The 14,148-nt window shown below is 51.4% G+C and carries 14 protein-coding genes; 13 read left to right on the forward strand and 1 reads right to left on the reverse strand.

Translation table 11 applies throughout. The features are described 5' to 3' along the window. Positions 1-9: 9 nt before the first annotated feature. The 12 genes from ABEW73_RS15580 (at position 10) to thiO (ending at position 11,712) form a co-directional block, all read left to right on the forward strand. Entirely contained in the window at positions 10-996 is a 987-nt protein-coding gene (locus tag ABEW73_RS15580) for an ABC transporter ATP-binding protein (protein WP_430169941.1), read from the forward strand. 98 nt (positions 997-1,094) lie between these two features. Further along, a complete protein-coding gene (locus ABEW73_RS15585; RefSeq protein ID WP_430169939.1) occupies positions 1,095-1,580 on the forward strand; it encodes a DUF3995 domain-containing protein in 486 nt (161 codons plus the stop codon). Positions 1,581-1,806: 226 nt separating this feature from the next. After that, a complete protein-coding gene (locus ABEW73_RS15590) occupies positions 1,807-3,777 on the forward strand; it encodes a tetratricopeptide repeat protein (RefSeq protein WP_430169937.1) in 1,971 nt (656 codons plus the stop codon). Between the two features lie 141 nt (positions 3,778-3,918). Next, on the forward strand, positions 3,919-4,677 hold the full coding sequence (locus ABEW73_RS15595; protein ID WP_430169935.1) for a methionine ABC transporter ATP-binding protein: 759 nt from the start codon (positions 3,919-3,921) through the stop codon (positions 4,675-4,677). Continuing rightward, entirely contained in the window at positions 4,674-5,372 is a 699-nt protein-coding gene (locus ABEW73_RS15600) for a methionine ABC transporter permease (protein WP_430169932.1), read from the forward strand. The genes ABEW73_RS15595 and ABEW73_RS15600 overlap by 4 nt, the downstream gene beginning before the upstream one ends. A 54-nt stretch (positions 5,373-5,426) precedes the next feature. Further along, positions 5,427-6,263 (forward strand): MetQ/NlpA family ABC transporter substrate-binding protein, encoded by an 837-nt coding sequence (locus ABEW73_RS15605; protein WP_430169930.1) that lies wholly within the window; start codon positions 5,427-5,429, stop codon positions 6,261-6,263. Between the two features lie 142 nt (positions 6,264-6,405). Further along, a complete protein-coding gene (gene pepT, locus ABEW73_RS15610; RefSeq protein WP_430169928.1) occupies positions 6,406-7,638 on the forward strand; it encodes a peptidase T in 1,233 nt (410 codons plus the stop codon). A 200-nt stretch (positions 7,639-7,838) separates the two neighbouring features. Continuing rightward, positions 7,839-8,849 carry a ThiF family adenylyltransferase gene (locus ABEW73_RS15615; RefSeq protein WP_430169927.1) on the forward strand — a complete coding sequence of 337 codons (1,011 nt, stop codon included), beginning with the start codon at positions 7,839-7,841 and terminating at the stop codon, positions 8,847-8,849. Between the two features lie 76 nt (positions 8,850-8,925). Further along, positions 8,926-9,564 carry a thiamine phosphate synthase gene (thiE, locus tag ABEW73_RS15620; protein WP_430169926.1) on the forward strand — a complete coding sequence of 213 codons (639 nt, stop codon included), beginning with the start codon at positions 8,926-8,928 and terminating at the stop codon, positions 9,562-9,564. Between the two features lie 4 nt (positions 9,565-9,568). After that, positions 9,569-9,769, forward strand: coding sequence for a sulfur carrier protein ThiS (gene thiS, locus ABEW73_RS15625; RefSeq protein WP_430169925.1), 201 nt, complete (start codon positions 9,569-9,571; stop codon positions 9,767-9,769). A 6-nt stretch (positions 9,770-9,775) separates the two neighbouring features. Further along, positions 9,776-10,555 carry a thiazole synthase gene (locus tag ABEW73_RS15630; protein ID WP_430170023.1) on the forward strand — a complete coding sequence of 260 codons (780 nt, stop codon included), beginning with the start codon at positions 9,776-9,778 and terminating at the stop codon, positions 10,553-10,555. 29 nt (positions 10,556-10,584) lie between these two features. Then, entirely contained in the window at positions 10,585-11,712 is a 1,128-nt protein-coding gene (gene thiO, locus ABEW73_RS15635; RefSeq protein WP_430169924.1) for a glycine oxidase ThiO, read from the forward strand. A gap of 48 nt (positions 11,713-11,760) precedes the next feature. Here the strand turns inward: thiO and ABEW73_RS15640 are convergent, their stop codons facing one another. Continuing rightward, positions 11,761-12,645, reverse strand: a complete 885-nt coding sequence (locus ABEW73_RS15640) for an AraC family transcriptional regulator (protein WP_430169923.1) — start codon at positions 12,643-12,645, stop codon at positions 11,761-11,763. Between the two features lie 191 nt (positions 12,646-12,836). Here ABEW73_RS15640 and ABEW73_RS15645 point away from each other — a divergent pair, with 191 nt between their 5' ends. Further along, positions 12,837-14,135: an alpha-glucosidase/alpha-galactosidase gene (locus ABEW73_RS15645; protein WP_430169921.1), complete on the forward strand. Its 1,299-nt coding sequence runs from the start codon at positions 12,837-12,839 to the stop codon at positions 14,133-14,135. Positions 14,136-14,148: the final 13 nt, after the last annotated feature.

Genomic DNA, 14,148 nt, shown 5'->3' on the forward strand with positions numbered 1-14,148 from the left:
AACGCATCAATGATTGAAGTCCACAACATACGCAAGGAGTTCAAAACGCCGATTGTGAAGGAGGGGCGCTTCTCCGGGCTGCGAACCCTGTTTACGAGAGAATACCGGACGAAGGAAGCCGTAAAGGGAATCAGCTTTCAAGTGGAGCAGGGGGAATTCGTCGGTTACATCGGACCGAACGGGGCCGGGAAATCCACAACCATCAAAATGCTGACCGGCATTCTCCACCCGACCTCGGGTCACGTATCGATCGGAGGCATGAATCCGCACAAGGAACGGCGCAGCGTCGTGAACAACCTGGGCGTCGTTTTCGGTCAACGGAGCCAGCTGTGGTGGGATTTGCCGGTGAAGGATTCCTACGATATTTTGACCAAAATGTACAGCGTGGATCAGGCGAACAAGGAGCGCAGGCTCGGTCAGTTTGCTGAACTGCTGGATTTACAGGCGTTTTGGGAAACGCCTGTGCGCAAGCTGTCGCTCGGGCAGCGCATGCGCGCCGACCTCGCCGCCGCGATGCTGCATGATCCGGACGTGCTGTTCCTGGATGAGCCGACGATCGGCCTGGACGTGAACGCCAAGCGGAACATCCGCCATTTTCTCAAGCTGATCAACCAGCAATTCGGCAAAACCATACTGCTCACGACACATGACATGGATGATATCGAACAGCTGTGCAATCGCGTGATGGTCATTAACAACGGCGAGCTGTCTTATGATGGAACGGTAAAGTCTTTACGCGACACCATCGGGCTGCCTACCGTGATCACCGTCACTTTCCGCGGTCCTTTTGTCATTCCCGATCCATCTTTACGCGAAGGCGATCTTTCCATCCCGATTCGGGTGACAAGCACACTGGATAACACCGTCACCATTGAGGTGAACCGCCGCGAGATGAACACGCTTGATATTTTTAAAGAGCTGGGCCGCTGGGGCGAGCTGGATGATATCGATATGGAAGATCCCGATTTCGAAGATGTGATTCATAAGGTGTATTGAACAGAGTTGCAGGCTTCACCGCATATTTAAACTAAACTTAAACTTCAAGTCATCTGAATGCTCTTTTCGTTAAGTATGATGAGCTTGAGGTGATTGATATGAATCATTCAAGAATGAAAAAAGCCGGGTATACGGCTTGCTTTGCCGCAGTTCTGTATGGCCTTCCCCATTATTGGTGGGGACTTGGCATCGGATTGGCATTCCCGGGGGATTTCCAGGAAGCGCCTGATGAATTTTGGACGCACGTGATCGGTTACTGGGGAATGGGTACCCTCGCCTTATTGGCAGCCGTATTCGCGCTTGCTTTTGCCAGACCGTGGGGGTTACGCATACCGAAATGGTTGCTAATTATACCAGCTGCCATTGGTTCTGTTTTGTTGTCATTATGGGGATTTACTTACTTCGTCCTGCAGTATTTGTTAGCGGTTGGCCGCGTTCAGTCGGCCCCAATGTATGCCACTCAAGATGCAAGCCCCATGGCGGTGTGGGGATACTTCTGGTACGCACTCTTTCTGGTCTGGGGAATTTCACTGGGTGCAGCAGCATACTATGCAGTAAGAGTCCGTAAGCAGCATAAAACATAAAACAAATCATTTCACTAAATAACGTTTGTATTCCTTTTGATTGGACATTTTTGGGAACCTCGTACAATATAATAGGATACACACCTAAGAGGAGCCTGCAGGGTTCCTCTTTAATTTGGGTGCAAATGGACATAGAGGAAGTATAATATAGAGATGAGGGGAAGGAAGCCTTTGCTCTAATCATACGAGCCCAAGAATAACATCTACATATAAAGGATGAGCCACCATGAAATTGATGAAGCGGATTTGGTTCCGTATCGGTAACCATTACCGGAAGAAGCGGGACTTTGAACAAGCCCTTAAATATATGCGAAAAGGCGAAAGTGCCATTACCAGTTTCAATGATAAGCTGCACTATGCGGAACTGCTGCACAACAGCGGCCATTCGGAAGAGGCCGTAGCTTATTTGGGGCGCGTGATCGATACGAGCGGAAGCCATCGCGCTTATGAGCGGCGCGCTCATATTTTGCGTGAGCTGAACCGGGAGCGCGAGGCTATTGAGGATCTGAATGAAGCGATTCGGTTGAATGCCGACAATTATATGAATTGGTATACCCGGGGGATTGCCCACAAGGATTTGAACCAATATGATGAGGCGATCCGGGATCTGAAGGAAAGTATTAAGAGAGAGGACGACAGCACAGTTATTTCGACTTACTATGAGCTGGGCATGACCTTTTATGAGAGCGGCAACCCGGCGGAGGCGGCGCACTATTTTCGCCTAAGCATCCAACAGCCGGGACGCGCCATCCCGATGTATTATTACATGCTGTCCGTATCCCTGGACCTGATGGATCATGTGCAGGAAGCCGTGGGTGTGCTGCAGGAGGGTATCCAGCTGGCCGATCGGTATGAGGCGGAAGCGGATGGCGGATATGCGCTGTTCGCAGATAGCACCAATTACAGCTATGGCGCATTTCAGACGTTTCAGCGGCAAGTTCGGGAGGCGTATTCCTTTCGGAAGCCCATGGCGGACCTGTACGTGCAGCTTGGGGACATGGGACAGGCCGAGCACTATTTATCGGAGGCCATTGAGCGGTATCCGGATTCATACGAGCTTTACTTAAAGAGAGCGGAGGTCTTCAACCGGTCCGATAACAAAAATGCAGCCAAAGCGGATTTGGAGTGGGCCATTGAAGCGGAGCCGGACGATTACCGTGCGTATTTCGACTTGGCTCGGATCTATCGCGAGGATGGTCTGGAAGAGCAAGCCTACGAGCTGATTTCGAAACTGTATGCAAGACAGCCGGACTCCCCGCTGGCCTGTTATTGGATGGCCGATTGTTACTACCGGCTGGGTCGTCAGGAGGAGGCGCTCGCGATCAATGACAAGCTGCTTAAGCTTGAGAATGATGATGCCCCCAACTATGTGCAGCGCGCCGATATTTATATGGAGATGAATGATCTGCCATCCGCAGAGCAGGCTCTGAAGGAAGCAGCCGCGCTTCAGGACGGGACCGAAATCCGCAACAAGCTGAGTTATGTGCTCTATCTTCAAGGACGCAATGAGGAAGCGCTGCTTGAGCTCCAGGAAGCTGTTAAGCAGGAGGAGTCCTTCTCCGAGCATCCGACGTATCTGGCGGCCAGCGGTCATATATATAAGGAGATGGGCATGTGGGACCTCGCCATCGACGCTTATTCCCAGGCAATTCAGGCGCATCCGTCGAATCCGAGATTTTACGAGTTTCGTGCCGTTTGCTTTGTGGAGACCGGCCAGTTGGAACGGGGATTAGCGGACTGCGCTCAAGGGCTCAGCTTGAACCCGGGACAAGGCAGCCTGTACAGCCTGCGAAGTGGAATCTATTATACGATGGCGGATTACGCACAGGCGAAGGAAGATACGCTGCAAGTGCTGGAGCTTTCGCCGGGTCATCCGGGTGCTTATTTCAGACTGGGACAGATTTATTACAAGGATCAGGACGAGGATGCGGCATTGGCTGCTTTTGACGAGGTATTGAAGCTGGTTCCCGAGCATGCCGACAGTTATTTGTACAAAGCACATATCTATTACGGCCAGTTCGAGCATGAGGATGCCGTACAGGCAATCGTGAACTGGAGCTTGCATCTTCAGAAGGAGATGTCGCCAGCGGATAAAATCCAAGCCATCGAAGGCTTGGAGGGTTTTGAGGAGAGTTTGCTGAATAAGGCGGTGGAACGGTTAACGGGCATGTATGGGCATCAGCTTTATTTGTCCTGAGAACTTGCACTTTCTGGCAGCGAATAAGTGTGTCACATTTTGTCCGAAATTGTGGTATGATTCAATAGTTGTTGCAGCATAACATGCTCGCAGGCGGTATAGCCAAGCGGGCTTTCTTCATGTGCAAGGAGGGCGATATTGATGATCTCACTGCAAGAGGTCAGTAAAAGCTTTGGCAGCGGCAGTGACCGTTATCAGGCGATAGACGCTGTCTCTCTCCATATTGAGGAGGGGAGCATACACGGAATCATCGGCACGAGCGGAGCCGGGAAATCGACGCTGCTGCGCATCATGAATGTACTGGAGCGACCGGATTCCGGCCGAGTTGTGGTGAATGGTCAGGAGCTGACTTCCCTTGGCGGCAGGGAGCTTCGGGAGGCAAGAAGATCGATTGGCATGATCTTCCAGCTATTCCAACTCGTCAGCAACCGGACGGTATGGGGCAATGTATCCATGCCGCTTGAGCTAGCGAAGGTACCGAAGGCCCAGCGGGCGAATCGTGTCCAGGAAGTCCTGCGTTTTGTTGGGCTGGAGGATAAAGCGAAGTCATATCCTGCTCAGCTAAGCGGCGGGCAGAAGCAGCGGGTAGCGATTGCGAGGGCGTTAGCCAATTCGCCGACCGTCTTGTTGTGCGATGAGCCGACCTCCTCCTTGGATCCGCAGACAACTGCGGACATTCTGGAGGTGCTCCGGCATATCAACCAGACGCTGGGGGTAACCATCGTGATCGTTTCCCACGAGATGGACGTGGTGAACGGCATTTGCGACCAGGTGTCCGTGATGGAGAACGGACGTCTGAGTAGCACGTACCGTAATCAGCGAAGCGATAGAGAGGCTTCTCGAGGTTCTGGATCTTCAACTGACAGTGCAGGGGAAGTGGGGGGATTTTTGGTTCCATGAATGACATCATTTCATATTTGATCGATTATTTCGCCTATGTCCTGCAGTATCAGAATGAAATATGGCGGGCGATTGGCGAGACGTTCATCATGGTGGGCATATCGATTGCTGCCGCTATAATACTGGGTCTTCCGGTCGGAACACTGCTATTTTTGTGCCGAAAAGGCCAGCAGTATGAGAATCGCCTGTTATTCTCCATTCTGAATGCCTTGGTTAACGTCATACGGTCATTCCCGTTCCTGCTTCTGGTTGTCATTATGATTCCGGTCACGAGGTGGATTGTCGGCACATCCCTCGGGACGCTGGCCGCTGCGGTGCCTTTATCCGTCGTTGCGGTGGCTTACTATTCAAGACTGGTAGAGCAATCCTTGCTAGAGGTGCCGAAGGAAGTGATGGAGGCTGCCGCTTCTATGGGGGCATCCACACTCCAGATGATATACAAATTCCTGTATGTGGAGGCCCGATCGGGCCTTGTCCTCGGGCTGACAACATCCACGATCAGCTTTATCTCGTACTCCACGGTGATGGGAATCGTGGGCGGGGGCGGCGTCGGGGATTTCGCAATTCGCTACGGGTACCAGCGATTTGAAGGAGAGCTTATGTCATTTACGATCATCATTATGATCATTCTGGTACAGTCGATCCAGTTCGGCGGGAACCTGGCATCCAGATTGCTAGATAAGAGAAAAGTTTAATTATGTTTTTGAACACATGTACACAGATTATATTTTACCTGGAGGTAACCTACGATGAATAAGAAATTAATACTGCTGATGCTGACCCTCTTGCTGGTGCTGGCAGGCTGCGGACAGCAGTCTGCCAAGGACGAAACCCCGGAGAACACGGCGCCCGAAGCGAAAGAAGAAGTGACGCTAAAAGTCGCAACGCTCATTCCGCCGATGACGGAGGTGCTTGACCTGGTGAAGCCGATGCTGAAGGAAGAAGGCATCAATCTGGATATCCGGATCTTGTCCGATAACGTGCAGCCGAACAATGCGCTGACCCATAAAGAGGTGGATGCAAACTTCTTCCAGCATGTACCGTACATGGAAGAATACAATGCGAACAACGGCTCGGAATTGGTTCCGGTCACGCCGATCTATAATGCCGTTTTTGGAGCTTACTCCAAAAAATATAAGACCATTGAAGAGCTCCCGGACAGTGCGACGATCGCGATTCCTAATGACCCTTCCAACATCGGCCGATCCTTGGTGATGTTCGAGAAGAACGGCCTGCTTAAGCTGAAGGAAGGCGTTGGCATTAAAGCGACGCAGGCGGATATCGTGGAGAATCCGCATCAATACAAGTTCACCGAGGTGGATCTGCTCATGCTGGCCCGTACGCTCGACGACGTCGATATGGTTGCCATGACGCCAGCATACGCGAAACCGCTGGGGCTTACCCCTAAGAAAGATGCTCTTGTAACCGAAGGCAACGACTCCGAGTTCACCATCACGCTGGTGGCGCGTAAAGATAATGTGGATTCCGAGCCGATTCAGAAGCTTGCGAAGGCGATGACCAGCCCGGAAGTGAAGAAGTTCTTCGAGGATAACTATTCGGAGATTGCACTGCCAGCTTTTGAATAAAGCGCGAACTGTATGGTTCGCAGTAACCGTTCTCCGAGGTTTGGGGGAACGGTTGTTTTTTTGAGCGCGGCCAAATATGGTATACTCTTGATGATTTGAGAGGTACATCTTACATACCCATACGTATTGGAGTTGAGAAATTATGAAAAAAGAAGTAATCGACAGACTCATTACCTATGCACAAGTGGATACGCAGTCAGACGAGAACAGTAATACCTGCCCTTCGACGCCGGGCCAGCTGACGCTGGGCCAACTGCTGGTGGACGAGCTGAAGGAAATCGGTATGCAGGACGTAACGATGGATGAGAATGGTTATGTGATGGCTACACTTCCGGCAAACTCGGATAAACAGATCCCGACCATCGGCTTTTTGGCACATATCGATACGGCTACCGATTTTACGGGTGCCGGTGTCAAGCCGCAGATTGTCGAACAATATGACGGACAAGACATCATTCTGAACAGGGCGCAGAACGTGGTGCTCTCTCCGCGGGATTTTCCGGAGCTGAACGGCTACAAGGGACATACACTCGTAACAACGGATGGCACCACCTTGCTTGGAGCTGACGATAAAGCTGGAATTGCCGAGATTATGACGGCGATGGCGTATTTGATCCAACATCCGGAACTGAAGCACGGTAAAATCCGGGTTGCTTTTACCCCAGACGAGGAGATCGGGAGAGGACCGCACAAATTCGACGTGGAGGCTTTTGGGGCCAAGTACGCATATACGATGGATGGGGGACCGCTCGGGGAGCTTCAATACGAAAGCTTTAATGCAGCAGCGGCGCTTGTAACCTGCAAAGGGAAGAATGTCCATCCCGGAACGGCCAAAGGTAAAATGGTCAACGCGGCGAAAATTGCTATGGAGCTGAACAGTTTGCTCCCTGCGGAAGAAGCGCCTGAGCATACGGAAGGGTATGAAGGCTTCTACCATCTCTCCTCCATTGAGGGCGATGTGGAGCTGACCGAGCTCCGTTATATTATCCGCGATCATGATCAGGAGCTGTTCGAAGGAAGAAAGGCCAAGCTGGCCTCGATCGTAGAAGAGCTTCAAGACAAGTATGGAGCCGAGCGGATCATGCTTCAGATGAAAGATCAATATTACAATATGCGAGAAAAAATCGAGCCGGTCAAAGAAGTGGTTGACATCGCCCAGACAGCAATGGAGAAGCTGGGAATCAAGCCGATTATCGAACCTATTCGCGGTGGCACCGATGGTTCTCAACTGTCGTACATGGGCCTGCCGACACCGAATATTTTCACGGGCGGGGAGAACTATCACGGGCGGTATGAGTATGTATCCGCGGACAATATGGTATTGGCTGTTCAAACGATTATTGAAATCGTGCAGCTGTATGAGGCTCAGGCTTAAGGAGATACTGGGGAATTTCTTTCTTTTCGTGTCAAGAGTTGCCCCATTCTTTTGTTTTAACGCCTCGTTTGTTAGCTAGAGATTGAGTTCTCAATCTCTAGCTAATGATTGCGGATAACAAGGGAGATTCAAAACTCATGCATGAATCATGAAGATGGCCCCTTGGGAAATAAGCTGGGCCATAGGGGAGGTGAAGAACGGTGCAGGAGCGTTACTCCAGGCAAATGTTGTTTGAACCGATTGGGGAACGGGGTCAACGGAACATTATGAACAGTGCTGTACTGATTGTAGGAATGGGAGCACTGGGCACAGTGCTTGCCAATCATATGGTGCGGGCAGGTGTGGGGCGAGTCAGAATTGTTGACCGTGATTTTGTGGAAATGAGCAATTTGCAGCGGCAGTTGCTGTACGATGAGGAGGATGCAAGAAACGTTTATCCGAAAGTGGTTGCTGCTGAAAAAAAGCTGCGAAAAATCAACTCCTCCATTGTCATCGAAGCGGTTGTGTCCGACGTCACGGGCTGCAATATTGATGCGATGTTAGAGGGGATGGATCTTGTATTGGACGGTACGGACAATTTTCGGACCCGTTATTTGCTGAATGACGCCTGCTTCCGAAGCGGAATTCCCTTCATTTATGGAGGCGCGGTGGGTTCTCGGGGAATGAGCGCGGTATTTGTACCTGGCGTCACCCCCTGCCTCCGCTGTTTTATCCAATCTGCAGATACGGCCGGAGAGACCTGCGATATGATTGGTGTTATCGCTCCGGTTGTTGATATGGCTGCTTCCTACCAGGCGGTTGAAGCGCTCAAACTGTTAGCGGATGTCGGCATGAGCCGTCGAAACGCTCTGGTGTCGTTCGATTTGTGGCAAAATCGCTACTATGAGATGAAGTTCGGTGACCCTAATAGAAATTGTCCCTGCTGCCAGCTTAAGGTTTATCCTGCGCTCCATAGCCATGAAGAAGACATACTCACGATGTGTGGAAGGGATTCGGTGCAATTTTCCGGGGACGGACCTCTTGACCTGAACCTATGGCAAGGCAGACTGGAGGGGGCCTTACTGAAAGTAAAGGCTAATCCATATTTGCTGCGCGCGGAGCTGCCCGGCGGGGAACGGCTTGTTTTATTTGCTGATGGACGTGCGTTGGTGCAGGGCACGGATGATTTCGCCAGGGCCAGAACGCTCTATGACCGGTATGTCGGAGCATGAATGAATGAGTATCCTGAATAAAAAAGGACCTGGGGCACTTTTCGTCCATGTTGATGTTGTATAGGAGGGGAAGGCATTGAAAGATTTTCGATTGTATGCCATTACCGGAGAACAATTTCATCCCGGCCGCGATATGCTGGACGTGATGGAGCAAGCGATTCTCGGCGGTGTGGATATCGTACAACTTCGCGACAAAAAAAGCCCAAAAGCAGAAGTGCTGGCCAAAGCCAAAGCGCTTCGTAAGCTGACCTCTCGGCATGATGTCACTTTTATCGTCAATGATTACGTAGATATCGCAATGGAAGCGGACGCTGACGGGATTCATCTGGGGCAGGGGGATATGCCGCTTACGGAAGCTCGTAAGGTAGTCGGTTCCAAAATCATCGGTATTTCCACACATGCTATGGAGGAAGCGCTGTTGGCTGAGTCGCAGGGCGCAGATTACATTGGCGTCGGCCCCGTGTACCGTACGGCGACAAAGGAGGATGTGGTCGACCCGGTTACGGAAGCATACGTGAGAGAAGTAGCCAATGCGATCACAATTCCTTTTGTGGCTATCGGCGGCATTAAGCTGCACAATGTGGACCAAGTACTGGTTGCCGGGGCGTCGCGTATTTGTGCAGTAAGTGAAATTGTTGGCAGCGACAATGTGAAGGAAACCTGCGAGGCGTTCATTTCAAAGCTGGAGGCAAGATACAGGAAGAGGTGGGAATAGGGCGATGCTGCTTAGGATCAATGGCGTGGAGCATGAGCTTCACGATGTAAGAACGATTCTGGACGTTATTGAGTTTTTTGATTTATTGGGCAAACCGGTTGTTGCGGAAGCTGATGGTAAGGTGCTGACGGCCGAACAGTGGGCCGATACCCCGGTAACCGCGAATATGTCGATTGAGCTTGTTCATTTCGTTGGAGGAGGATGAGGCATGATGAAGCCGGATTTACTGCGTATTGGTGGTTACGAGCTGCGATCCCGATTTTTGATCGGCACGGGTCTGTTTCCGAATCCCTACGTGCAGATGGAGGCCATTAAGGCTTCGGAAGCCGAGGTGCTCACGTTTGCCATTCGGCGAATTAATCTGGAGTCTTCGGCGGACGATTCCATTCTGCAGCATGTAGAAGAGGGCAAACATATATTTTTGCCTAATACCTCGGGGGCAAGCACGGCCGACGAAGCCGTTCGAATTGCGCGCTTGGCACGCGCATCCGGTCTTAGCGACTGGATCAAGGTCGAAATCAGCGCCAATGAACGTACGCTTATGCCGGACCCGATCGAAACGCTCAAAGCAACGGAAATTTTGGTCAAAGAAGGTTTCACTGTCCTCCCTTACATATCGGATGATCCGGTGATCTGCAAGCGGCTTGAGGAAGCAGGTGCGGCGGCGGTTATGCCCGGTGCTGCTCCGATCGGTACTGGTCTTGGCATCCTGAATGCCTATAACCTCGGGCTTATTGTTGAAGAGGCCAATGTGCCGATCATCGTTGATGCCGGCCTCGGTTCAGCGAGTGACGTGGCACAAGCGATGGAGCTGGGTGTCAGTGGCGTGCTAATGAATACCCCTGTTGCAAAAGCAAAGGACCCCGTTATGATGGCATCAGCGATGAAGTTGGCCATTCAAGCGGGAAGGCAGTCTTATTTGGCCGGCAGAATCACGAAGAAGCGATATGCTTCCGCAAGCAGCGGCTTTGACGAATTTATACTAAAGTAAACGTTAATTTGAAGAGAACTGAGGTAGAGATGAGTCAGAACATTATCATTATGGGCGGCGGAATCGTCGGTTTATCCTGTGCATACGAGCTTCGAATGCGGGGTTTTGATGTTACTGTATTGGAGGCGAGGCGCTGCGGTGGACAAGCTTCGGGAGCGGCGGCAGGCATGCTTGCGCCATTTTCAGAAAATACAGAAGGACCTGACGCATTTTTTAGATTATGTCAGAAAAGTTTGCTGCTGTATCCGGAGTGGCAAGAACAGGTCAGAGCTAGATCCGGCGTGCATTTCGAATATGCAAACACGGGCAGTTTGTACATTGCCTATCATGCCGCTGATCTGCTGTCTCTCGAGGGTCGTCAGTTGTGGCAACGTCAATATGGGTCATCCGGAGAGATCGTAAGCGGAGCTGAGCTGTTCCGTATGGAGCCGACATTGTCGCGTGACGTCATTGCCGCATTATATACGCCGGAGGAAAGCCATATTTACGCTCCCGATTTCATCCGAGCGCTTGAGCAGGCCTGCCGAATATCCGGAGTCCTTATTAAGGAAGAGCTCGGAAGCGCGCAGCTTGTGGAATGGGATCGCCATGTCGCGGTGTCCGTTGCGGACGGTAGTGTCTTTTACGGGGATCGGTTGGTCGCAAGCACGGGTGCTTGGGCGCAGGAACTGTCGGAGCAGCTCGGCACCCCGTTTCCGGTTTATCCAATCAGGGGCCAAATTTGTGCCTACAGGTCGGAAGCGCAGTTGCCGGTGAATCATATGGTCTTTTTTAACCAAGGTTATTTGGTCGCAAAAGCGAATGGCACGATTGTGTGCGGTGCCTCCGAGGATGTTGCCGGATACGATACATCGGTCACGGAAAGGGGAATTGCACGGCTTAGAAACTGGAACAAAAAAGTGTTTCCGTTTCTGGAAGGCCAACTGCCTTTTCACGGCTGGGCAGGGCTTCGGCCTGCCACCCAGGATGGTTATCCGCTCATAGGTCCGTTGGAAGGCACAGAGCGGGTCGTGATGGCCGCAGGGCATTACCGCAACGGGATTTTGCTGAGTCCGGTGACGGCTAAGCTTGTCGCGGATTTCATCGAGAATCGCAGCGTGCCTTCCGAGATACGCGAGATGTTTTCCCCATCTCGATTTGCAAGTGTACAGATGTAAAGGATAATCAATCACTGGGGATTCAGCGGATCTTCACACCTTCTAATGTCAACTCTGTCGCTCCCCTTTCTCCAGACTGCATTTAAACTCGCTTGGGGTCATGCCTGTCCATTTGCGGAACTGCTTGGAGAAATAGAGCGCATCATTGAAACCGACAGAGGAGGCAATCTCATGAATGGAGAAGGACGATTTCATGAGCGATTTGGCTTTTTCGATACGTACTTTCATGAGATACTGCATGGGGGACAGGCCAGTATGCTGTTTGAATATTTTGGACAGATGTGCCCGGTGATAGCCAAGTGTCTTGGCCATCTGATCAATGGATAGCTGTTGGTGATACTGGGTCGAGATCCATCTTTCGGTCTGCCTTACGCCCCGCTCGATATCAGGCACGTCATTGGAGTTCGACGGAAGATGCTCACGGTTTAACATCGCCAGCTTATAGAGCAGCAATCGGAGCCATCCGGCAGCCTGAAGATCCTCAAGCCAAGGGTGATCCGATTGGTTAAAGCCCTGACGGAGGTGACGGTACATCTCGACCAGGGAGCTTAACTCAGCTTCATCCGTACAGTGGATAATCGGCTTAGCCGGCGTAACACCCATATCGGCCAGCAGCATCTTGGTGCCTTTTTCTTGTAAAGCTACCCAGTTATAGTGCCAGGGATTCCGATCATCGGCTTCATAGCTGAAAAGAACACCGGGAAGGATCACGAAGGTATCGCCTGCCTGGCAATGATGTACGATGCCGGCACATTCAAATATGCCTTGGCCTGTCAAGACGGTATGAATGAGGCAGTAATCATGAATGATCGGACCGATTTTGTGGCGCGGTACGGGAGTCCCCTCACCGCTGAAGAGGATGTTCAGGTCATGACCGCCCGGCGAAGGATTCATACCAATCGTGTACAGTGTATGGTCCGGCAAAATGGACATGCGTTAGACCTCCTTAAACGGGTGCGATATCAATCGATGAAGTGGATGCTGTGTTAGGGTTAGCTTACCTAATGAAACAACAAATGTCCATATCGCACTTGTTTTGCTCCATATTCAAAAAAGACCGATTATCATATAGTTAGTCTTGTGAAAGCGTATTAATTCATGGAGTTTAGGGAGGGAATTTATTGATGTCTAAGATTACATTTATCGGAGCAGGAAGTACCGTATTTGCCAAGAACGTTCTGGGGGATTGCATGCAGACACCGGCTTTGCAGGGATTTGAACTTGCTTTGTATGATATTGACCCGATCCGATTGAAAGACTCGGAGAACATGCTGAATAATATTAAGAAAACCAGCGGCAGCACCTGTGTCGTCAAATCATACAGTGATCGCAAGGAGGCCCTTCGCGGAGCAAAATATGTCATCAATGCCATCCAGGTCGGAGGATACGATCCGTGTACGATTACGGACTTTGAAATCCCGAAGAAGTACGGACTCAGACAGACGATTGCCGACACCGTGGGGATTGGCGGGATTTTCCGTAATCTTCGCACCATCCCGGTCATGCTGGATTTTGCGGCCGATATGCGGGAAGTTTGCCCACAGGCGCTGTTCTTGAACTATACGAACCCGATGGCGGTGCTGACCAATGCCATGAACACGCTGGGCGGCGTGCAAACGGTAGGTCTGTGCCACAGCGTACAGGCTTGCATTCCGCATCTGTTCGATAATCTGGGGATGGATAAGGAAGGCGTGCAGGCCAAAATCGCTGGCATCAACCATATGGCATGGCTGCTTGAGGTAACGAAGGATGGCGTAGACCTGTATCCGGAAATTAAGAAGCGCGCGGCCGAGAAGCAGAAGGAGAAGCATCACGACATGGTCCGTCTCGAGATGATGCTGAACTTCGGTTACTACATCACGGAGTCATCCGAGCATAACGCCGAATACCATCCGTATTTCATCAAGCGTAACTATCCGGAGCTGATCGAGCGCTTTAACATCCCGCTGGATGAATATCCACGTCGCTGCGTGAACCAAATCGAGGGATGGAAGGCAATGCGCGAGGATCTGGTAAACAACCAAGATCTGAAGCACAACCGCTCGCATGAATACGCCTCCTACATTTTGGAAGCGATCGAGACCAATGTTCCGTTCAAAATCGGCGGCAACGTGATGAATACAGGGCTGATTACGAACCTTCCGAAGGAAGCCTGCGTTGAGGTTCCGTGTCTGGTCGATGCCAGCGGCGTAACCCCAACCTATGTCGGCGATCTGCCCCCGCAGTGTGCCGCACTGAACCGCACCAATATCAATACCCAACTGCTGACGCTGGAAGCGGCGGCAACCGGGAAGAAGGAGCATATCTATCATGCAGCGATGCTCGACCCGCATACGGCCGCCGAGTTGTCCATCGATGACATCAAGAACCTGTGCGACGACCTGATCGAAGCGCATGGAGACTGGCTCCCTAAATACCAATAAGGCTGATACACCT

Source organism: Paenibacillus lautus, from assembly GCF_050482385.1.
Taxonomy (GTDB): domain Bacteria; phylum Bacillota; class Bacilli; order Paenibacillales; family Paenibacillaceae; genus Paenibacillus_AQ; species Paenibacillus_AQ lautus_B.